Consider the following 20,081-nt stretch of genomic DNA (forward strand, 5'->3'; position numbering starts at 1 on the left):
GTTTAATCAGCTTGAGGCAATCCCACTTCCGTACAACAAACTTCAACACCCGATGTGCGCCGGTCAGGCCCGGGCCGCACTGAAATCTTCCGCGCCGATGGCCGGCGCGCGCCCGGCCAGCTGGTCCGCCAGCAACCCCGCGCTGCCCATCGCCAGCGTGAACCCGAGCGCGCCATGGCCCAGGTTCAGCCACAGGCCCGGCAGGCGCGACGGGCCGACCAGCGGCAGGCCGTCCGGCGTGGCCGGGCGCAGGCCGGCCCAGGGCTGCAGGGCGTCGAGTCCGGCGCCATTGGCCACGCCGCCAAACACGGCGCGGGTCTGGGCGACCAGCGTCTGTGCGCGCTCGCGGTCGATGGTCGGCCCGCCGCGCACCAGATCCGCCATGCCGGCCACGCGCAGCGTATTGCCGATGCGCGCGTAGACGATCTTGTTGGCGAAGTCGGTCACGCTGATATGCGGCGCCCGCGCGCCATCGGCGATCGGCACCGTGATGCTGTAACCCTTGAGCGGCCACAGCATCGGCCGCACGCCGAGCGGACGCAGCAGCGGCACGCTGCCGATGCCGCCCGCAACGATCACCGCGTCCGCGCGCACCTCGTCATCGGTGGTCCTCACGCCCACCACCTGGACGCCCGATGTCATCAATCCTGTGACACGTGTGCCAAACCGCATCGACACATTGCCCTTCCCTTGCAACAGATGGGCCAGCGAGAGGCAGAAGCGATGACAATCGCCCACTTCCTCGCTCGGCGTGTAGATGGCGCCGGCGATGTCGCCCCGGATACCGGCCAGCGCGGGCTCCAGGGCCACCGTGGCGTCGCGGTCCAGCGCCTGCTGCTCGCAGCCCAGGCTGGCCTGGTAGTCCAGCAGCCGGCAGGCCGATGCGTAGGCCGCTTCGTTGCGATGCACCACCAGCTTGCCGCGCCGCGCGAAATCGAAGCCGCCGCCCTCGCCGCGTGCCTCCGGGCCTTCCACGAAGGCCTGCATCAGGTCGCGCGAGTAGAAAGCCAGCCGCAGCAGCTTGCGCGTGGTCGCCTCGCTGGTGGCGGCGTTGCACGCCTGCACGAAGGCCATCAGCCAGCGCCACTGGGCCGGGTCGGCGGTCGGACGGAAGCGCATCGGCGAATCGCGGTCCAGCAGCCAGCCCGGCACCTTCGACAGCACGCCTGGCCCGGCCAGCGGCGCCACGTAGCTGTAGCTCAGCTGCCCGCCGTTGGCAAAGCTGGTCTCCTCGCCCGGGCCCTCGTGGCGCTCCAGTACGGTGACCTCGTGGCCATCCTGGGCCAGCCGCCATGCAGTGGTCATGCCGACCACCCCCGCTCCCACAATCGCTATGCGCATCGAACCTGCCTTGCCATCCATATCGAATCGATGGGCCAGAGCGTAGTCCACCGCGCGCGGCTTGCCCAATGCCAATACGTGCCAGAATATGTCCCCAGGCTATGGATGCCGGCCACCCGGGCTTACCCGTAGTGCACGGCGGGATCGAGGCCATTTCCCCGCACCTTTCCGGACACTTTCCAGCACCACAACGATGCGCCTGCGCCAGATCGAAGTCTTCCGCGCCGTCATGCTGACCGGCACCGTCAGCGAGGCCGCGCGCCTGCTCCACGTCTCCCAGCCCGTGGTGACGCGGGTGTTGCAGCACGCCGAGGCGTCGCTGGGCTTCCGTTTGTTCGAGCGCGTGCGCGGCCGGCTGCAGCCCACACCGGAGGCAACCGCGCTCTATGGGGATGTCGAAAGGCTATATGGGGAGATCGAGCGCGTGCGGCGCGTGTCCGAGAGCCTGCGCCACAAGGGCGCCGGCCGGCTGCGCGTGGCGGCCACGCCGAGCCTGGCCAATCCGCTGCTGGTGCCGGCGGTGCGGCGCTTCTGCGCGCGGCACCCGGAAACCCAGGTCCAGGTGCTGACCCACCATACCAACGAGATCGTGGACGCGCTGCTGGCCAACCAGATCGACGTGGGCTTCGCCTTCTCGCCGCCCCGGCACGAGGCCATCTCCTCGGAGCCCGTGGCCGCCGGGCGGATGCTGCTGGCCGTGCCGCGCACGCTGCCGCTGCCGGGCGGAGGGCGGCGCGGGGCGGTGTCGATGCACAAGCTGATGGACCGCCCCTTCGTCGGCTACGACGACGACACCTCGCTGGGCCTGCTGGTGCGCCAGACGCTGGCGCGCCACGCACTGGAGCCGCACTCCACGCTGGAAGTGCAGACCTACTCGCTGGCGCTGGCGCTGGTCGATGCGGGGCTTGGCCTGACCGTGCTCGACCAGTACACGGCGCTGAGCGCCAACCCGGCCAATGTGGCACTGCACGATATCGAACCGGTGCTGCCGTTCGAGATCCAGTTGCTGCGCGCGAGCCACCGGGGCGCCTCCAGCCTTGTGGACGACATGCGCACCCAGTTCACGGCCGCCGCCGCCGAACTGGCAGCCACCCTGCCCCACCGGCTGGAAGCCCCGCGCGTGCAGTTCGACGCGCCCGACAAATGAGAACCGCCCTAAATGAGAGCCGCCGCAATGAGAACCGTCGCATTGACAGACCCGCGCGGCGTGCACCATCATCAACCCGCACCGACAGGCGCGTGAAACCCACATGTTCGTCCTGACCCTGATTCTCCTCGTCCTGATAAGCGCGTTCTTCTCGATTTCGGAGATCGCGCTGACCGCCGCCCGGCGCACCAAGCTCCAGGTCCTGTCCGAGCGCGGCGACCACCGCGCCACCAAGGTGCTGCGGCTCAAGGAAGAGCCCGGCAACTTCTTCACCATCGTGCAGATCGGCGTGAACAGCGTGGCCATCCTCGCCGGTATCCTGGGCGAGAAGCACGTCTCCGATCTCGTCTTCGCGGCGCTGACTCCCTACATGAGTGCCGCCCACGCCCTGCGCGTGGCCAATATCGGCTCCTTCCTGGTGGTGACGCTGCTGTTCATCCAGTTCGCGGACCTGATTCCGAAGCGCATCGCCATGACCTTCCCCGAGCGCTGCGCGGTAGTGGTGATCGGGCCGATTCTCACGCTGCTGCGCGTGCTGAAGCCGGTGGTGTGGATCTTCAACGCGGCGGCGGACGCCATGCTGAAGCTGCTCGGCATCCCGACCAAGCCGGTGGACCAGATCACCACCGAGGATATCGCCGCGATGGTCGATGCCGGCGCCGAGGCCGGTGTGCTCCACAAGCACGAGCTGCACCTGATCGAAAACGTGTTCGAACTGGATTCGAAGGGCATCACGGCGATCATGACCCCGCGCGACGACGTGATCTTCCTGACGCTGGATGAGACCGCCGACAGCGTGCGGCGCAAGCTGGTCAGCCAGCCGCACGCGCAGTACCCGGTCTGCGGGCACGACCTGGACGACGTGCTCGGCTACATCGACTCAAAGGACATCCTGCAACGGCTACTGGCCGACGAGAGCGCCACGGTGCTCGGCAACATCGGCCGGCATCACGACAAGAACGTGCTGGTGATTCCGGACACACTGACGCTGTCCGAGTCCCTGACGCGATTCCGAGAGATGCACGAGAGCTTTGCCGTGGTGATGAACGAGTACGGGCTCGTGGTAGGCATCGTCACGCTCGACGACATCGTCGGCGCGCTGATGGGAGACATCCTCTATTCGGCCGAGGACGAGCAGATCGTGCGGCGCGACGAGACGTCATGGCTGGTGGACGGCGTGACGCCGCTGGTGGACCTCAAGAAGGCGCTCGAGCTCGATTCGCTGCCCGGCGAGGACTACGTCGATACGGCCGCCGGCCTGGTGATCTACTCGCTGAAGCGGATTCCGAAGAAGTCCGAGTCAATCACCGTGGCGGGCTACCGCTTCGAGGTGCTGGACATCGATCATCACAAGATCGACCAGCTATTGGTGTCGCGGCTGCCGGGCGCGGCGGCGCCGACCGCCGCGACGGCAGCGGATCGCTGACTCAGGTCCGGGTGATGGAGAGGCCGCCGTCCACCAGGGATGCGGTGCCGGTCACGAACGCCGAGTCGTCGGAGGCCAGGTACAGCACCGAGCGCGCCAGTTCCTCGGGCTGGCCCACGCGCTTGAGCGCGTGCAGGTTGGTGATGAACGACTGCGCTTCCGCCGTGTCGTTCTTTTCGCGATACATATCCGTTTCCACGGCGCCCGGCAGGATCGCATTGACGCGCACGCCCTGCGGCCCGTATTCCGCCGCCAGCGCCTGCGTCAGGCCGATCAGGCCAGCCTTGCTGGCGGCGTAGGCGGCCGTGCCGGGGAAACCGACCGTGTAGCCCACGAACGTCGACGTGAAGATGACCGATCCACTGCCCTGCTTCGCCATCTGTGCGATCTGGTACTTGGCGCCGAGGAACGCGCCGGTCAGGTTGATCGCCAGCGTCTCGTTCCAGCCAGCTTCCGACACCTCGGTGCTCGGGCCGCCCTCGCCCAGCGTGCCCGCGTTGTTGAAGGCGATGTCGAGCTTGCCGTACTGCTCGACCGCCAGATCCACCAGCGCGCGGGCATAGCTTTCCTGCCGGACGTCGCCCGCCAGTGCCACGGCCTCGCCGCCAGCCGCGCGGATGCGGGCCACAAGGGCGTCCAGTTCCGCCTGGCGCCGCGCGCCAACCACGACCTTCGCGCCCTCCTTCGCAAACAATTCCGCAGTGGCCAGGCCAATGCCGCTGCTCGCACCCGTGATGATCGCCACCTTGCCGTTCAGTCGTTCCATGATGTGCTCCGGTTTCCGTTGATTTGATCCATCGATTTCGGTTCGGCACACCCATGTGCGCCGCGTCTGAACACAGTATGGGCGCTGGGATTAGATAGCGGTATAGTGCTAATTACGATTCTGCTTTTCGGAAAAACCGAACAATGTTCAAACTTGAAGGCGTGGCGAGTTTCGTGGCGGTGGCCGAGTCCGGGTCGATTACGGAGGCGGCGCGGCGGCTGCACCTGTCGAAGTCGGTAGTCAGCGAGCGGCTGGCCGAGATTGAGCAGGGGCTGGGCGCGCGCCTGCTTCACCGCACCACACGGCGGGTCAGCCTGACGGAAGACGGCGCCGCGTTCCTGGAACGTGCCACCCGGATCCTGCGGGAAGTGGAGGACGCCGCGGCGGAAATGGCCGAGCGGCGCGGCACGCTGTCCGGCCCGCTGCGGATTGCCGCGCCGGTGACATTCGGGCGCATGCACCTGGGGCCGGCGCTCTATCCGTTCCTGGCCCGGCATCCCGACATTGATCTCTTGCTAGACCTGGACGATCGCCGCGTGGATGCGGCATCGGAAGGCTACGACGCGGTGATCCGCCACGGCGCCGTCGGCGATTCGCGGCTGGTGGCCTGGCCCCTGGCACCGAGCCGCCGGCTGCTCGTGGCATCGCCGGCCTACCTCGACCAATGCGGCGCGCCTGATTCGCCCGAGGCCTTGCAGCGTCATCACGGCATTTTCTATACGAACCGGGGTATCGCGGACTGGTCGTTCCTGCAGGACGGCGAGATGATTTCCCTGCGCGCCCGCGCCCGCCTGCGGGTCAACAACGGCGACATGATGCTCGACGCGGCGCTGGCCGGTCTCGGCATCGCGCTATTGCCAACCTTCCTGGCCGGCGCTGCATTGAAGTCGGGGGCGTTGCGGAGCGTGGACATCGGCGTGCAGCCGGCAGCCGAGTCGATCTACGTCGCCCATGCGGAAGGCCGACGCGCGTCCGCCAAGCTGCGGGCGCTGGTGGAGCACCTGCGCGAAGCGATCGGCAGTCCGCCTTATTGGGACGTGTAGATCGGATGTGGGGGGGAGGACGAGCAGAAAAACAAAACCGACGCCTGCTTGCACAGTGCGTCGGTCTGAGTGTTACTACTGTTTGTTGCTCACCCGATGTTGCTGGGTGGCTTCTTATGCTGGCGGAGAGGGTGGGATTCGAACCCACGGTACCGTCGCCGGTACGCCTGATTTCGAGTCAGGTACATTCGACCACTCTGCCACCTCTCCGGTAACTTGGTCGTCCTTGCGGCGAAACCAAGATTATAGCGATGTAGCACCCGCCTTTGCAAGCGGCTTGCGCAATAATTTTTACGCTTCCGGTTGCAGCGTTGTGATGCCGCCCATATACGGCTGCAGCGCCTTCGGCACCGTCAGCGAACCATCGGCGTTCTGGTAGTTCTCGAGAATCGCCACCAGCGTGCGGCCCACGGCCAGGCCCGAGCCGTTCAGCGTGTGCACGAGTTCCGGCTTGCCCTGCCCCGCGCGGAAGCGGGCCTGCATGCGGCGCGCCTGGAAGTCGCCCATGCTCGAGCACGAGCTGATCTCGCGGTAGGTGTTCTGCGCCGGAATCCACACCTCGATGTCATAGGTCTTGGTGCTGCCAAAGCCCATGTCGCCCGTGCAGAGCACCACGGTGCGGAACGGCAGTTCCAGTTTCTTGAGGATGGCCTCGGCATGGCCGGTCATCTGCTCGAGCGCATCCATCGACTGCTCGGGCGGCACCACCTGCACCATCTCCACCTTGTCGAATTGGTGCTGGCGGATCATGCCGCGCGTGTCCTTGCCGTACGAGCCCGCCTCCGAGCGGAAGCACGGCGTATGGGCGACGTAGCGCAGCGGGAGCTTGTCGCCGGCCACGATGGCGTCGCGAACCATATTGGTCAGCGGCACTTCGGCGGTCGGGATCAGGTAGAAGTTCTCGATGGTGTCCTGGCCATCTTCGCCGCCCACCTTGCGCGGCACCTTGAACAGGTCGTCCTCGAACTTGGGCAGCTGGCCCGTGCCCCGCATCGACGCGGCATTGACGATATACGGCACGTACATCTCGGTGTAGCCGTGCTCGAGCGTGTGGGTGTCCACCATCAGTTGCACCAGCGCGCGGTGCATGCGCGCCACGCCGCCGCGCAGGAAGGAGAAGCGCGAGCCAGTCACGCGCGTGGCGGTCTCGAAGTCGAGGCCGAGCCTGGCGCCCACGTCCACGTGGTCCTTGACCTCGAAGTCGAACGTGCGCGGCGTGCCAACGCGGCGTACCTCGACATTGCCGGTCTCGTCGCTGCCCACCGGCACGCTCGCGTCCGGCAGGTTCGGAACCGACATGATCGCGTCGTGGATCTGTTCCTGGATCTCGGCCAGGCGCTGGGCCGACGCCTTGAGCGTGTCGCCAATGCCGGCGACCTCGGCCATCGGGCCGGAGGCGTCTTCACCCTTGCCCTTGAGCATGCCGATCTGCTTCGACAGGCTGTTGCGGCGCGCCTGCAGGTCTTCGGTCTGCGTTTGCAGTTGCTTGCGTTCGGCCTCGAGAGCCTGGAACGTCGCCACGTCGAGTTGAAAACCGCGCGTGGCCAGCCGTTGGGCCACGGCGTCGATGTCTTTGCGGAGCAGCTGAATGTCGAGCATGTTGCGGGAGCGATGGGTGTGCAGTGCCGGCGACATGCCGGCGATGGGCGCCATTTTACTGCACCGGCACCCCCTGCCGCGACCAAGTCAGCGCCCTTTTTCCCGCCTTCTTCCCGCCTTGTCCGGCATTTTCAGAGTCGTCTCAGTCTTTCTCATCACGCTTATCCGACCGATGTTCGCGGTGCCAGGCCGCGTCGAGGTCGCGCAGATGGCGCAGTTTGTCGCCGATCTTGCCTTCCAGGCCGCGCGGCGTGGGCTGGTACCAGTCCTGGCGGCGCAGGTCGTCCGGCAGGTAGTGCTCGCCGGCCGCATAAGCCTCGGGCTCGTCGTGCGCGTAGCGGTAGGCATGGCCGTAGCCGAGTTCCTTCATCAGCTTGGTCGGCGCGTTGCGCAGGTGCACCGGCACCTGGCGCGACTTGTCCTTGGCCACGAAGGCCCGCGCGGCGTTGTAGGCGTTGTAGCCGGCATTCGACTTCGGGGCGATGGCGAGGTACAGCAGCGCCTGGGCCAGCGCCAGTTCGCCCTCGGGCGAGCCGAGCCGCTCATAGGTCTCGGCCGCATCCAATGTGATGCGTGCGGCACGTGGATCGGCGAGCCCGATGTCCTCCCAGGCCATGCGCACGATGCGCCGCGCCAGATAGCGCGGATCGGCGCCGCCGTCGAGCATGCGGCAGAACCAGTACAGCGTGCCGTCCGGATCGGACCCGCGCACGGACTTGTGCAGCGCGCTGATCTGGTCGTAGAACGCATCGCCGCCCTTGTCGAAGCGGCGCAGGTTCTCGGCCAGCGCGCTGCCCAGCAGCGCCGTGTCGATGCGGTCCTGCCCCGCGTTGCGGGCCGCGCGCGCGACGATCTCTATATTGTTCAGCAGCTTGCGTCCGTCGCCGTCGGCCGAGCCGACGATCAGCTGCAGCGCCTCGTCCTCCCAGGCCAGCCCGCCCAGTTCCTCGCTGGCGCGCAGCACAAGCTGCTTCAGTTCGGCGTCATCCAGGCTCTTCAGCACGTAGACCGCCGCCCGGGACAACAGCGCGCCGTTGACCTCGAACGACGGGTTTTCCGTGGTGGCGCCAATGAATGTAAACAGGCCGCTTTCCACATGCGGCAGGAAGGCGTCCTGCTGGCTCTTGTTGAAGCGGTGCACCTCGTCGACGAATACCAGCGTGCGGCGGCCATGGGCGCGGTACTGCTCGGCGCGCTCCACCGCCTCGCGGATGTCCTTGACGCCCGACAGCACGGCCGACAGCGCGATGAACTCGGCATCGAACGCGTTGGCCATCAGCCGCGCCAGCGTGGTCTTGCCCACGCCGGGTGGGCCCCACAGGATCATCGAATGCGGCTCGCCGGAGGCAAACGCCACGCGCAGCGGCTTGCCGGCCCCCAGCAGGTGCTGCTGGCCGATGACCTCGTCGATGGTGCGCGGGCGCAGGCGTTCCGCCAGCGGTTGCCGGGAACGTTCAGGGGGGTCGGAAAACAGCGAATCCGCCACGATGGCTCTACCTCTTGGATCTGGGCGCGCGCGGCCTTGCCGCGGCGCGGAACGTGACAGTGTAGACCATCGCCGGAGGGCCTAAAGAATCCCTTCAACCTTGCCGATAACGTCCAATGGCCCGTGTATCACCCGACCGGGCGTGGCAGACGTTCATCGGTTACAAGTTCGAGGATCCCTATGCTGCGTTACCGCATGCTGTTGTTCAAGATGTCCCGCCTCGCGAGCAAGAACAAGCTCAGCGGCGTGGAAGAAATCTCGTTGGCAGGGCAGTTTTCCGAGATGATCGGATCGCAGGAAGAGGCCGACCGCCTGATCGAGGATCTGGTCGACCATGAGAACCCGCAGGTGCGCCGCATCGGGCTGTCCGCGATCCGGCGCACGCGCCGCTTCGGCGGCCGGCTGCTGATGCCCGCGCTGCTGCGCCGGCTGGCCGACGTGGAAGGCTGGCTGCGGCACGACGCGGTGTGGATCGTCCAGGAAGGCCAGCTCGATGGCGCCGAACTGCGCGCGGCGCTGCGCCGCGTGGCCGGCAATGTGCGGCTGCCGCAGGATGCGGTGCGGGCTAAGGCCAATCCGGCCGACGGGCCGCTGCACGCGGCCGTGCGCGCGCGCCAGGCGCTGGACGTACTGATCAAGAAGTCGGCAGAAGCGCACAATGCTGCACTTGCGGCTGGCGGCGGCCTGCCCGGCGCCACGGACGGCCAGCCCTATGCCCAGGGTTCGGTCGGCCATATCCGCGCCGTGCACCGGCAGTTGCAGCGCAAGATGGCGGGGCGCAAGCTCAAAAGCAGCACCAAGCTGCGCTTCAAGAAGGTGGAAAGCCAGTATCCGCCCAACGACAACCGTCGCTTCCTGCTCTGATACCATGGGGCTCGCCTTGAGGTTTATCCAGGCTTGCCCAGCTTTTCCAACCCCGCCGGCCCCATGGCCGGCTCGCCAGGAGGAAGCCACTGCCATGGCCATCACGACCCGCATCCGCAAGAAGAGGCAATATCGGAAAGCCGTGTTGAAGTTGCGCGCCGCGATCAAGCGCGGCGACGAGGAAGCGATCCGGATCCGGCGCGAGAAATTGCAGAAGCTGCCGGTGCCGCGCCAGCGCTACGCGCGCGAAGCGCAGGCGTAGCCCCGCCCCCGCCAGCACATCGTCTTCAGCCCTCAGTCTTCAGCCCTTGGCCCGGTCGGCCAGCACCTTCATGGCATCCGCAGGCAGCGGGCCATGGCAGGTCCGCTCGCCGCCGGCCACTCCCACCACCAGCCATACCTTGTCCGGCGCATCGGCCGGATGGAGCAGCCATGCCGGCCCGCGCGCCGCATTGCTGGCCGGCAGGTCTTCCAGCACCCCGCTGTGCGCCGATTGCAACAGCGTGGCGCACTGGGTGTGCGGCACACGCGTGGCCTTGAGGAAGTCCGGATTGCCGAGCACTTCGGGCATGGCCGTGTCCGACGCACGCAGGAAGGCGTCCACGTCGAAGCGGTTGGCCGGCGCCTGCGCGCAGGCGGCCAGCAGCAGGACTGCGGAAGCGGCCAGCAGGCGGGGCTTCAGAAAGGACGGCGGAAAATCGGCGGGCATGGTGGGCCTCATTGCTTCATCACGTCGGCGCCCTTCGGCACCGTGAAGCGGAACGTGTCCGCCGGCAGCGATGGATTCTTCTGCATCGCCGAGAAAGTCAGCAGCGTGGTATTGCCGAAGGCATCGCGCAACTCCATCGCCTCCAGGTTGCCGGCCTTGAAGCCGATCTGGATCTTCTCGAACTGGGTGTCCTTGGACTTCGGCGTCAGCTCCAGCCACTCCACGCCGTCGCGCGTGGCGCCATTCTTCACATCGAAATTCTTGGTCAGGTCGTTGCTGCCGAACAGGATGGCGGCAGGGCTGGAGCCCAGCGCGTTGTCCAGCTTGCGCTCGGTCACCTGGTTCAGGTCTTTATCGTAGATGTACAGCGTCTGGCCATCGGCCTGGAGCAGTTGATCGTAGGGCTTGGTGTAGCGCCACGTGAACTTGCCGGGGCGCGAGAACGCGAAAGTGCCGCTGGACGTACCGCCGGCCTTGCCTTCGCCGCCCTGCCCCTTGAGCTGCTTCTGGGTGAATTCGCCACGCGCGGTCTTCACGCTGGTCACAAAGCTCTGCAGCTGGTCGGTCGCGGCGGCCTGGGCGGCCGATGCGGCAGCCGCCAGCAGCACGAGCGCGGCGCAGGTGGACGCAAGAATGCGATGTCGCATGGAGTCAGCCTTTCCTGAGTAGTGGATGCCCGGTTAGAGCCGGACGCGGGGCGCCGGATTCCTGTGACCGGGGTAACGGTATGTTACGCGTCACATTTGACGCCGGCCACCCTTGGCCGCCCCTTGGCCGCCCCGGCCGCGTCTAGTCGTCGTCGCGCGCACCCGCCCCGGCGCCGGCCGGCACCAGGATGTCGCGGTTGCCGTTGCCCGACATGGCCGAGACCAGTCCGGCTTTTTCCATATCCTCGAGCAGCCGCGCGGCGCGGTTGTAGCCGATGCGCAGGTGGCGCTGCACCAGCGAAATCGAAGCCCGGCGGTTCTTGACCACCACCTCGACGGCCTGATCGTACAGCGGATCGGCCTCGCCGCCCCCGCCGCCGATGCCGGCGCCGCCGCCCAGGCTGTCGCCCGCGCCATCGCCATCGACCAGCCCGCCCTCGAGAATGCCCTCGATATAGTTGGCCTCGCCGGATGCCTTGAGCTGCTCCACCACGCGGTGCACTTCCTCATCGGAGACAAAGGCGCCGTGCACGCGTACCGGAAACCCGGTGCCCGGCGCGAGATAGAGCATGTCGCCCATGCCCAGCAGCGCCTCGGCGCCCTGCTGGTCGAGGATGGTGCGCGAGTCGATCTTGCTGCTGACCTGGAACGCGATCCGGGTCGGCACGTTGGCCTTGATCAGGCCGGTAATCACATCCACGGACGGCCGCTGCGTGGCCAGCACCAGATGCAGGCCGGCCGCGCGGGCCTTCTGGGCGATACGGGCGATCAGTTCCTCGACCTTCTTGCCCACCACCATCATCAGGTCGGCCAGTTCGTCGATGACGATGACGATGGTCGGCAGCTTCTCGAGCGGCTCGGGGGCGTCCGGCGTCAGGCTGAACGGATTCGGCACCTTTTCCTCGCGCGCCGCCGCCTCGTCGATCTTCTTGTTGTAGCCGGCCAGGTTGCGCACGCCCAGCTTGCTCATGAGCTTGTAGCGCCGCTCCATCTCGCCCACGGCCCAGTTCAGGGCGTTGCCGGCCTGGCGCATGTCCGTGACCACCGGGCAGAGCAGGTGCGGAATGCCTTCGTAGACGCTCATTTCCAGCATCTTCGGGTCGATCAGGATCAGGCGCACGGCCTCGGGCTTGGCCTTGTAGAGCAGCGACAGGATCATCGCGTTGATGCCCACCGACTTGCCCGAGCCGGTCGTGCCGGCCACCATGCAGTGCGGCATCCTGGCGAGGTCGGCCACCATCGGCTTGCCGGCGATGTCCTTGCCCAGCGCCATGGTCAGGCTGGACGCGCTTTCGTTGTAGACGTGGGAACCGAGAATTTCAGTCAGGCGAACGGTCTGGCGCTTGGGGTTCGGCAACTCCAGCCCCATGTAGTTCTTGCCCGGGATGGTTTCCACCACGCGGATCGACACCAGCGACAGCGAACGCGCCAGGTCGCGCGCCAGATTGACAATCTGGCTGCCCTTGACGCCGGTAGCCGGCTCGATTTCATAGCGGGTGATGACCGGACCCGGGTAGGCGGCCACGACCTTGACCTCGACGCCAAAGTCCTTGAGCTTCTTTTCGATCAGCCGCGACGTGAATTCCAGCGTTTCGGCGCTCACCGTCTCCTGATGGGCCGGCACGGGGTCGAGCAGCGACAGCGGCGGCAGGTCGGAGTCCTGGATATCGGCGAACAGCGGCTGCTGCTTCTCGCGCTCCACCCGCTCGTGCTTGGGCACGGCCTGCGGGCGCACGATCTGCACCGGGGTGGCTTCCTCCTGGCGCACGCGCTGCACTTCCACGGTCTCGGTCCGTTCCACCTTGGCCGCGGCGCCGATGATGCGGTCCTGCTTCTTCTCGCGGCGGGCCTTGAAGCCGAGGAACAGCGTTTCGACGAAGCCGCCGACGTGTTCGGCCACGGAGAGCCACGAGAAATGGAAGAACAGCGACAGCCCGATGGCGAACATCAGCAGCAACAGCAGCGTGGCGCCCGAAAAGCCCAGCGCCAGCTGCAGCCAGCCGCCGAGCAGGTCGCCCAGCACGCCACCCGGCGCCCGGGGCAGCGCGGCGCGCAGCGGGTACATGCGGATGGCCTCAAGACCCATGCTCGACACCAGCGTCAGGCCGAAGCCGATCCAGCTGATCGCCACGCTGTGCTGCGGATCCGGCACGCGCTCGGGCAGTTCGGCGGTCAGGGTGCGCCAGCCGCGCCAGCAGCGGCGCATCAGCAGCACGCTCCACCAGTAGGCGGAAAAGCCGAAGATGAAGAACAGCACGTCCGCCACCCAGGCGCCCACGCGGCCGCCCAGATTGTGGATATCCGCCACCTGGCTGGCGTGGGACCAGCCGGGGTCCGCCTTGCTGTAGCTGGCCAGCACGCACACGAAGCCGAGGGTGACGGCCAGCAGCAGGAACCAGCGCACCTCGCCCAGCAGCTTGCCGATTCGCGAGGGGAGTGCCGACGGGTCGGTACGGGTAGTGGTGGTAGCGCGGGCCATGCCTTGGGTTCGGATGATCGCTTCAGATCGCTCGGGGTGGACGATGGCGGCCATTTTAACCTTGCGCGCGCTATCGGCCCCATTGGAATTTGCAACAGTCGGCAAACGCCAGCCCACTTATAATGGCGGTTTCGAGTTACACCGGCGCGAACGCTCTCGCGCGTGCGCCGGCCACAGGAAGGCAACATGTCCGCAAAACACGCAAAAGTGCTGATTCTCGGGTCGGGTCCGGCCGGCTACACCGCCGCCGTCTACGCCGCCCGCGCCAACCTCCAGCCCGTGCTGATCACCGGCCTGGCCCAGGGCGGCCAGCTGATGACCACCACCGACGTGGAAAACTGGCCCGCCGACGCCAATGGCGTGCAGGGCCCGGACCTGATGCAGCGTTTCCTGGCCCACGCCGAGCGCTTCAACACCGAAATCATCTTCGATCACATCCACACGGCCAAGCTGACCGAGAAGCCGATCCGCCTGATCGGCGACGCGGGCGAGTACACCTGCGACGCGCTGATCATCGCCACGGGCGCCTCGGCACAGTACCTGGGCCTGCCGTCGGAGGAGTCGTTCATGGGCCGCGGCGTGTCCGCCTGCGCCACCTGCGACGGTTTCTTCTACAAGAACCAGGAAGTCGCGGTGGTTGGCGGCGGCAACACGGCCGTGGAAGAGGCGCTGTACCTGTCGCATATCGCCAGCAAAGTCACCCTGATTCACCGCCGCGACAAGTTCAAGGCCGAACCGATCCTGGTAGACCGCCTGCTCCAGCGCGTCAAGGAAGGCCGCGTGGAACTGCGCTACGACCATACGCTGGATGAAGTGCTGGGCGACGAGTCGGGCGTGACCGGCCTGCGCATCCGCAGCACCAAGGACACCGCCAAGACCGAGGACCTGAAGCTGGCCGGCGTGTTCGTGGCGATTGGCCACAAGCCGAACACCGACCTCTTCGTGGGCCAGCTGGACATGAAGAACGGCTATATCGTGACCAAGAGCGGCCTGTCCGGCGATGCCACGGCCACCAACATCCCGGGCGTGTTCGCCGCCGGCGACGTGCAGGATCACATCTACCGCCAGGCCATCACCAGCGCCGGCACGGGCTGCATGGCCGCCCTGGACGCCCAGCGCTACGTAGAAGCGCTGCAGTAAGTAGTGGCCTCCCCTCTCCCTCTGGGAGAGGGGAGCAAACCCCGGTTTGTCTGGCCAATCCCCTTATAATCGACGCCGAGCCCCCGGAGAATCTTTCCATGTCGCACGGCGCAAAATCCCCTTCCAAGCGCTTCGGCCTGCACGATCTGGCCGCGGTGCGTGACAATCTCAAGGCTGACGCCGAGCGCCGCGAGGCGGAGCGCGTGGCCGCCGAAGCCACCGCCCGCCGCGCCGACGAGGAAGCCAATGTCTTCCGCAGCAATGTCGGCCAGGTCAGCGCCCTGCGCGACCGCAACCGCGTGGCGCATCCGCCCAAGAAACCCCCGCCCGTCGCCATCCAGACCCAGCTTAATGACAAAGCCGTGCTGGAAGCCTCGTTGTCCGACGAATTCGATGTCGAGAATCTGCTCGATATCGACGAAACCATGTCGTTCCGGCGCCCCGGCATCGGCATCGATGTGGTCCGCAAGCTGCGTCGCGGCGAGTGGGTGCCGCAGGACAAGGTGGACCTGCACGGCCTGCGCAGCGACGAGGCGCGCGAGGCGCTGGCCGAATTCCTGCGCCGCTCGGTGCGCAACGGCGTGCGCTGCGTGCGCGTGATCCACGGCAAGGGCATCGGCTCGCCGGACAAGCTGCCCGTCCTCAAGGGCAAGGTACGCAGCTGGCTGGTACAGAAGGAGGAAGTCATCGCCTTCGTCCAGGCGCGCGAGTCGCTAGGCGGCGCCGGCGCGTTGATGGTCTTGCTGCGTCAGCCCCGCGCCTGATGTCGATGCACCTGCCGTTCGATCTGTTGATGGGGCGGCTGCCGCTGATCCTCCACGTCATGGAAGTGGTCGGCGTGCTCGCCTTCGCGGTCTCGGGCGTGGTGGATGCGCGCAAGCAGCGGCTCGATGCCGTCGGCACCTTCATCGTCGCCTTCGCCACCGCGTTCGGCGGGGGCACCGTGCGCGACGTCCTGCTGGACCGCCGGCCGTTCTACTGGGTCGAGCACGAATACTACGTGCTGCTGATCTTCGCGATGTCGATCGGCGCGGCCATCGTATTTCGCGTAGTGAGCACGGTGGCCTCGAACCGCGCGATGCTGGTTGCCGATGCCATCGGCCTGGGGCTGTTCTCCGTCACGGGCACCTCGCTGGCGCTGGTGGCGCAGATGACGCCGACCGTGGCGGTGATGATGGGAATCATCTCCGCGGTGTTCGGCGGCGTGGTCCGCGACGTGCTCTGCAATGAAGTGCCGATGATCCTGCGCGACCGCTCGCCCTACGCCACCTGCTCGTTCGTGGGCTGCTGGGTCTATGTCGGCCTGACCTGGCTACGCGCCGACCAGGAGGCGGCGCTGCTGACCGGGGCGCTGGTCACAATGGCCATGCGGCTGCTGTCCGTGCAGCTTGGCTGGAAACTGCCGAGCTAGCAGAAGCCTCAACAACGAAAAAAGCCGGCGCTTGGCCGGCTTTTTTGCGTCTGGAGGATGAGCCCCAATCAGACTGCGGCTTCGTCCTGCTCGCCGGTACGGATGCGGATCACGCGCTCGATCTCGGTCACGAAGATCTTGCCGTCGCCGATCTTGCCCGTGTGGGCGGCCTTCACGATCGAATCGAGCACGGTGTCGAGCTGGTTCTCGGCCACGACTACCTCGATCTTGATCTTCGGCAGGAAATCGACCACGTACTCGGCGCCGCGATACAGCTCGGTGTGGCCCTTCTGGCGGCCGAAGCCCTTTACCTCGGTTACGGTGAGGCCGGTCACGCCCACATCCGCCAGTGCCTCGCGTACCTCGTCGAGCTTGAACGGTTTGATGATGGCGGTAATCTGCTTCATGGCTGGCCTCTGTCTGTGTTTGTCGGAAGATGACAGATTCTAGCCCGAAACCCGCCTCGGGATTGCAGGAATGGGCACACTTGGCCCCTTCCCCCCAGTTCGATCAGTCCGGAATCCGGGCCAGGTCGCGCACCCAGACCGCCGATTCCCCGTCGCTCGGGGCGCGCCAGTCGCCACGCGGCGAGAGCGACCCGCCCGAGCCCACTTTCGGGGCATTCGGCACGCAGGACCGCTTGAACTGGCTGGTGCGGAAGAAGCGGTCGACGAAAATACCCAGAACGCGCTTGATCTCGGCAAGTTCGTAGGCGTTACGCGCAACATGCGGGCCGTTGGGCCATTCGCCGCGCGCCACATCGCCCCAGGCGCTAAGCGCCAGGAAGGCCACCTTGCTGGGCGCAAACCCGAAGCGCAACGTGTAATAAAGGTTGAAATCCTGCAATTCGTACGGCCCGATGACCTGTTCGGTCTTCTGGCCCGGCGCCTTGTCCTGGCCGTCGGCGGCCGTGCCGCCGGGCACCAGTTCCGGGCTGATGTCGGTATCGAGCACGGCCGTCAGCACCGCTTCCCCGCCCTCGGCCACCTGGCCGGTTTCGGCCACCCAGCGCACCAGATGGCTGATCAGTGTCTTCGGCACACTGGCATTGACGTTGTAGTGAGACATATGGTCACCCACCCCATAGGTACACCAGCCTAGCGCCAGTTCGCTGAGGTCGCCGGTGCCGATCACGATGGCGTGATGGTGGTTGGCCAGCCGGAACAGGTGGTTGGTGCGCTCGCCGGCCTGCACGTTCTCGAAGGTCACGTCGTAGACCGGCTCGCCTTGCGCGTACGGATGGTCGAGATCTTTCAGCATCGCCATGCAACTGGGGCGAATATCGATCTCGCGCGCCGTGCAGCCGATCCAGCTCATCAGTTGCCGCGCCTGATCGAGCGTGCGGTCGCTGGTGGCGAAGCCGGGCATGGTGTAGCCGAGGATATTGGCGCGCGGCAGGCCCAGGCGGTCCATCGCGGCGGCGCAGACCAACAGCGCATGGGTGGAATCCAGCCCGCCCGAGACGCCGATGACCACCTTCGAGATCTTGCTGGACGACAGCCGCTGCACCAGCGCCTGCACCTGGATGTTGTAGACCTCCATGCAGCGCTCGTCGCGGCGGCGCGGATCGGCCGGCACGTAGGGAAAGCGCTCCACCTTGCGCGCCAGCGGCAGGGTCTGCGTCGTGGGCACGTCCACGCGGAACGACACCACCTCGAATTTCTCCACTTCCTCGCGATGACGGCGCACCGAATGGCCGAAGGTGGTCTGGTGCATGCGCTCGCGCGAGAGCCGCTCCAGGTCCACATCGGCCGTCAACAGGTGCGAACGGTCCGAAAACCGCTCCGATTCGCCCAGAAGTTCCCCGTTCTCATAGATCAGCGCCTGACCGTCCCAGGCCAGGTCGGTGGATGACTCCCCCTTGCCGGCCGAGGTGTACAGGTAAGCCGCCAGACAGCGGGCCGACTGCTGCGACACCAGCTGGTGCCGGTAGCCGGACTTGCCGATGACGATATTCGACGCCGACAGGTTCACCAGCACCGTGGCCCCGGCCAGCGCCGCGAACGACGACGGCGGCACCGGCACCCAGACGTCCTCGCAGATTTCCACATGGAAACGGAAGAACGGGATGTTCTCGATCTCGAACAGCAGCCCCGCGCCGAAGGGCACCGTGGCGCCGAGCAGCGAGATGCGGCCCTCGGTGGGGGCGCAGTCCGCCGCACTGAACTGGCGCGCCTCGTAGAATTCCCAATAATTCGGCAGGTAGCTCTTCGGCACCACGCCCTGGATGGCGCCGTTGGCCACCACCACAGCGCAGTTGAACAGCTGATGTTCCACCACCAGCGGCATGCCCACGACCAGCGCAGCCGGCAGCGACACCGAGGCTTCCACGATGCGCTGGAGCGCCAGTTCGCACTCGCGCAGCAGCGCGCGCTGATGGAACAGGTCGTCGCAGGTATAGGCCGACAGGCCCAGTTCCGGGAAGGCGACCAGCGCCGCGCCGCCTTGCACGGCCTGGCGGGCCAGTTCCAGCGTCTGGTCGGCGTTGTAGGCCGGGTCCGCCACGCGGCACTCGGGCACACCCACGGCCACGCGCGCAAAGCCGTGGGAATACAGGTTGAAGAACGGATGAGTCATGTCTGGCCTTCGGATTCGGGGCGCCAGCATGCCAGTGCGGCAATCGGCGTGATCCCTGTCATTCTACGATGCGCACTGCGCACCCGTCGCGCACCCGTCGCGCACGTCACCTGGCTGGCCATGGCTGCACCGCCGCACGTCTTCCGGTAGACTCGTCCGGCACCTGATGTGGCGTCGGATGGATCAAATATTCTTCAATTCTTGAGTGGATCGGGCGGAATGCAGTCGGAATCTTGTCAGCCGGTGAGTGCGCAGCCGGACACCCCGGTGGCCAATTACCGGACGGAGATCGTCCTGGACCTGGCCGGGGTGCCGGCCGCCGACTGGGACGCCCTCGTGGCCGCCCAGCCTGACGCCACGCCCTTCCTGCGCCACGCCTTCCTGCACGCGATGCACACCAGCGGCAGCGCCACCGACGACACCGGCTGGTCGCCGCGCTTCCTCACCCTCTGGGTGCCGAACGGCCACGGCGCAGGCCGCGACCGGCTGGCCGCCGCCATGCCGCTCTACGCGAAATCGCATTCCTACGGCGAGTATGTGTTCGACTGGGCCTGGGCGGACGCCTATCGCCAGCACGACGTGCCCTACTACCCCAAGTGGCTGTCCGCCATCCCGTTCACGCCGGTGCGCGGCGCCCGGCTGCTGGCCGAGGATGACATCGCGCGCCGCCTGCTGCTGCGCTTTGCGCTGGCCCTGGCCGAGGAATCGGGCATGTCCTCGCTGCACGTGCTGTTTCCGTCCGACCATGAGGCGGATTTGATGGACGAAGCCGGCATGATGATGCGGCATGGCGTGCAGTTCCACTGGACCAACCCCGGCTACGCCGACTTTGACGCCTTTTTGGCAACGCTTTCACAGAAGAAGCGCAAGAATATCCGCGCGGAGCGGCGCCGCGTGGCGGAGGCTGGCATCACCTTCCGGCAGTTGCGCGGAGCGGAGATCGACGATGAGGCGTGGAAGTTCTTCAACCGCTGCTATCGCCAGACCTACCGCGAGCATCATTCGTCGCCCTATCTGAACCTGGACTTTTTCCGGCGCATCGGCGCGACCATGCCCGAGAACCTGCTGCTGGTGGTGGCGTCCCGCGACGGGCGCGACATCGCCAGCTCGCTGGTCGTGTTCGATGCCGATCCGCGGGTCAGCACGCTCTATGGCCGCTACTGGGGCGCGCTGGAGCACCACCCGTGCCTCCACTTCGAGACCGCCTACTACCAGCCGCTCGAATTCTGCATCGCCGAGGGCCTGCGCACGTTCGAAGGCGGCGCGCAGGGCGAGCACAAGATGGCGCGTGGCTTCCTGCCGGTGGCCACGCGCTCCGCGCACTGGCTGGCGCACCCCTCGTTCGCCGATGCAGTGGAGCGCTTCCTGGCCCGCGAGCGCCAGGGCATCGACGCCTATCTCGACGAACTGAACGATCACAGCCCGTTCGCGCGGGGCGAATAAAAA

At 66.7% G+C, this 20,081-nt stretch carries 18 protein-coding genes and 1 tRNA gene; 9 read left to right on the top strand and 10 right to left on the bottom strand.

Translation table 11 applies throughout. The features are described from left to right. Positions 1-63: 63 nt before the first annotated feature. Positions 64-1,341, bottom strand: coding sequence for a D-amino acid dehydrogenase (locus tag KHO18_RS03570; protein ID WP_144197417.1), 1,278 nt, complete (start codon positions 1,339-1,341; stop codon positions 64-66). A 193-nt stretch (positions 1,342-1,534) separates the two neighbouring features. Here KHO18_RS03570 and KHO18_RS03575 point away from each other — a divergent pair, with 193 nt between their 5' ends. Both KHO18_RS03575 and KHO18_RS03580 read left to right on the top strand, forming a co-directional pair. After that, a complete protein-coding gene (locus tag KHO18_RS03575; protein WP_144197416.1) occupies positions 1,535-2,488 on the top strand; it encodes a LysR family transcriptional regulator in 954 nt (317 codons plus the stop codon). A 103-nt stretch (positions 2,489-2,591) separates the two neighbouring features. Then, a complete protein-coding gene (locus tag KHO18_RS03580) occupies positions 2,592-3,914 on the top strand; it encodes a polyamine export protein PaeA (RefSeq protein WP_144197415.1) in 1,323 nt (440 codons plus the stop codon). Between the two features lies 1 nt (position 3,915). Here the strand turns inward: KHO18_RS03580 and KHO18_RS03585 are convergent, their stop codons facing one another. Then, positions 3,916-4,680 carry an SDR family oxidoreductase gene (locus KHO18_RS03585; RefSeq protein ID WP_211942778.1) on the bottom strand — a complete coding sequence of 255 codons (765 nt, stop codon included), beginning with the start codon at positions 4,678-4,680 and terminating at the stop codon, positions 3,916-3,918. 143 nt (positions 4,681-4,823) lie between these two features. On the opposite strand from KHO18_RS03585, the gene KHO18_RS03590 reads away from it, so the two are divergent. Beyond that, on the top strand, positions 4,824-5,723 hold the full coding sequence (locus tag KHO18_RS03590; RefSeq protein WP_149136545.1) for a LysR family transcriptional regulator: 900 nt from the start codon (positions 4,824-4,826) through the stop codon (positions 5,721-5,723). A gap of 120 nt (positions 5,724-5,843) precedes the next feature. Here the strand turns inward: KHO18_RS03590 and KHO18_RS03595 are convergent. The 3 genes from KHO18_RS03595 to KHO18_RS03605 form a co-directional block, all read right to left on the bottom strand. Further along, positions 5,844-5,933 (bottom strand) — tRNA-Ser (locus tag KHO18_RS03595). Positions 5,934-6,014: 81 nt separating this feature from the next. Continuing rightward, complete coding sequence (serS, locus tag KHO18_RS03600) at positions 6,015-7,322, bottom strand: serine--tRNA ligase (protein WP_144197527.1); 1,308 nt, start codon at positions 7,320-7,322, stop codon at positions 6,015-6,017. A gap of 142 nt (positions 7,323-7,464) precedes the next feature. Next, on the bottom strand, positions 7,465-8,808 hold the full coding sequence (locus tag KHO18_RS03605; protein ID WP_144197412.1) for a replication-associated recombination protein A: 1,344 nt from the start codon (positions 8,806-8,808) through the stop codon (positions 7,465-7,467). A gap of 180 nt (positions 8,809-8,988) precedes the next feature. On the opposite strand from KHO18_RS03605, the gene KHO18_RS03610 reads away from it, so the two are divergent. Beyond that, entirely contained in the window at positions 8,989-9,672 is a 684-nt protein-coding gene (locus tag KHO18_RS03610) for a hypothetical protein (RefSeq protein WP_144197411.1), read from the top strand. A 94-nt stretch (positions 9,673-9,766) separates the two neighbouring features. Beyond that, entirely contained in the window at positions 9,767-9,934 is a 168-nt protein-coding gene (locus tag KHO18_RS03615; protein ID WP_186296817.1) for a hypothetical protein, read from the top strand. 39 nt (positions 9,935-9,973) lie between these two features. Here the strand turns inward: KHO18_RS03615 and KHO18_RS03620 are convergent, their stop codons facing one another. The 3 genes from KHO18_RS03620 to KHO18_RS03630 form a co-directional block, all read right to left on the bottom strand. Then, positions 9,974-10,381, bottom strand: coding sequence for a hypothetical protein (locus KHO18_RS03620; protein WP_144197410.1), 408 nt, complete (start codon positions 10,379-10,381; stop codon positions 9,974-9,976). Positions 10,382-10,389: 8 nt separating this feature from the next. After that, positions 10,390-11,028 carry an outer membrane lipoprotein chaperone LolA gene (lolA, locus tag KHO18_RS03625; protein ID WP_144197409.1) on the bottom strand — a complete coding sequence of 213 codons (639 nt, stop codon included), beginning with the start codon at positions 11,026-11,028 and terminating at the stop codon, positions 10,390-10,392. A gap of 142 nt (positions 11,029-11,170) precedes the next feature. Then, the gene (locus KHO18_RS03630) at positions 11,171-13,507 is read right to left on the bottom strand and encodes a DNA translocase FtsK (RefSeq protein WP_144197408.1); all 2,337 of its coding nucleotides are present in this window, start codon (positions 13,505-13,507) and stop codon (positions 11,171-11,173) included. Between the two features lie 186 nt (positions 13,508-13,693). Between KHO18_RS03630 and trxB the strand changes: the two genes are divergently transcribed. The 3 genes from trxB (at position 13,694) to KHO18_RS03645 (ending at position 16,058) form a co-directional block, all read left to right on the top strand. Beyond that, positions 13,694-14,647, top strand: a complete 954-nt coding sequence (gene trxB, locus KHO18_RS03635) for a thioredoxin-disulfide reductase (RefSeq protein WP_149136548.1) — start codon at positions 13,694-13,696, stop codon at positions 14,645-14,647. 98 nt (positions 14,648-14,745) lie between these two features. Next, positions 14,746-15,411 (top strand): Smr/MutS family protein, encoded by a 666-nt coding sequence (locus KHO18_RS03640; protein ID WP_144197406.1) that lies wholly within the window; start codon positions 14,746-14,748, stop codon positions 15,409-15,411. A 5-nt stretch (positions 15,412-15,416) separates the two neighbouring features. Continuing rightward, a complete protein-coding gene (locus tag KHO18_RS03645) occupies positions 15,417-16,058 on the top strand; it encodes a trimeric intracellular cation channel family protein (protein WP_186296819.1) in 642 nt (213 codons plus the stop codon). Positions 16,059-16,126: 68 nt separating this feature from the next. On the opposite strand, the gene glnK is transcribed toward KHO18_RS03645, so the two are convergent. Then, positions 16,127-16,465 carry a P-II family nitrogen regulator gene (gene glnK / locus KHO18_RS03650; RefSeq protein WP_061957551.1) on the bottom strand — a complete coding sequence of 113 codons (339 nt, stop codon included), beginning with the start codon at positions 16,463-16,465 and terminating at the stop codon, positions 16,127-16,129. 103 nt (positions 16,466-16,568) lie between these two features. After that, the gene (locus tag KHO18_RS03655; RefSeq protein ID WP_211942779.1) at positions 16,569-18,635 is read right to left on the bottom strand and encodes an NAD(+) synthase; all 2,067 of its coding nucleotides are present in this window, start codon (positions 18,633-18,635) and stop codon (positions 16,569-16,571) included. Between the two features lie 219 nt (positions 18,636-18,854). On the opposite strand from KHO18_RS03655, the gene KHO18_RS03660 reads away from it, so the two are divergent. Continuing rightward, positions 18,855-20,078: a GNAT family N-acetyltransferase gene (locus tag KHO18_RS03660; protein ID WP_211942780.1), complete on the top strand. Its 1,224-nt coding sequence runs from the start codon at positions 18,855-18,857 to the stop codon at positions 20,076-20,078. Positions 20,079-20,081 lie beyond the last annotated feature (3 nt).

The sequence above is a fragment of the Cupriavidus campinensis genome, from assembly GCF_905397395.1.
Taxonomy (GTDB): Bacteria; Pseudomonadota; Gammaproteobacteria; order Burkholderiales; family Burkholderiaceae; genus Cupriavidus; species Cupriavidus campinensis.

Excerpts from the sequence above, each read along its gene's own strand:
- KHO18_RS03570 (WP_144197417.1), bottom strand. The coding sequence starts at position 1,341 with ATGCGCATAGCGATTGTGGGAGCGGGGGTGGTCGGCATGACCACTGCA.
- KHO18_RS03575 (WP_144197416.1), top strand. The coding sequence starts at position 1,535 with ATGCGCCTGCGCCAGATCGAAGTCTTCCGCGCCGTCATGCTGACCGGC.
- KHO18_RS03580 (WP_144197415.1), top strand. The coding sequence starts at position 2,592 with ATGTTCGTCCTGACCCTGATTCTCCTCGTCCTGATAAGCGCGTTCTTC.
- KHO18_RS03585 (WP_211942778.1), bottom strand. The coding sequence starts at position 4,680 with ATGGAACGACTGAACGGCAAGGTGGCGATCATCACGGGTGCGAGCAGC.
- KHO18_RS03590 (WP_149136545.1), top strand. The coding sequence starts at position 4,824 with ATGTTCAAACTTGAAGGCGTGGCGAGTTTCGTGGCGGTGGCCGAGTCC.
- serS (WP_144197527.1), bottom strand. The coding sequence starts at position 7,322 with ATGCTCGACATTCAGCTGCTCCGCAAAGACATCGACGCCGTGGCCCAA.
- KHO18_RS03610 (WP_144197411.1), top strand. The coding sequence starts at position 8,989 with ATGCTGCGTTACCGCATGCTGTTGTTCAAGATGTCCCGCCTCGCGAGC.
- KHO18_RS03615 (WP_186296817.1), top strand. The coding sequence starts at position 9,767 with ATGGCCATCACGACCCGCATCCGCAAGAAGAGGCAATATCGGAAAGCC.
- KHO18_RS03620 (WP_144197410.1), bottom strand. The coding sequence starts at position 10,381 with ATGCCCGCCGATTTTCCGCCGTCCTTTCTGAAGCCCCGCCTGCTGGCC.
- lolA (WP_144197409.1), bottom strand. The coding sequence starts at position 11,028 with ATGCGACATCGCATTCTTGCGTCCACCTGCGCCGCGCTCGTGCTGCTG.
- KHO18_RS03630 (WP_144197408.1), bottom strand. The coding sequence starts at position 13,507 with ATGGCCCGCGCTACCACCACTACCCGTACCGACCCGTCGGCACTCCCC.
- trxB (WP_149136548.1), top strand. The coding sequence starts at position 13,694 with ATGTCCGCAAAACACGCAAAAGTGCTGATTCTCGGGTCGGGTCCGGCC.
- KHO18_RS03640 (WP_144197406.1), top strand. The coding sequence starts at position 14,746 with ATGTCGCACGGCGCAAAATCCCCTTCCAAGCGCTTCGGCCTGCACGAT.
- KHO18_RS03645 (WP_186296819.1), top strand. The coding sequence starts at position 15,417 with ATGCACCTGCCGTTCGATCTGTTGATGGGGCGGCTGCCGCTGATCCTC.
- glnK (WP_061957551.1), bottom strand. The coding sequence starts at position 16,465 with ATGAAGCAGATTACCGCCATCATCAAACCGTTCAAGCTCGACGAGGTA.
- KHO18_RS03655 (WP_211942779.1), bottom strand. The coding sequence starts at position 18,635 with ATGACTCATCCGTTCTTCAACCTGTATTCCCACGGCTTTGCGCGCGTG.
- KHO18_RS03660 (WP_211942780.1), top strand. The coding sequence starts at position 18,855 with ATGCAGTCGGAATCTTGTCAGCCGGTGAGTGCGCAGCCGGACACCCCG.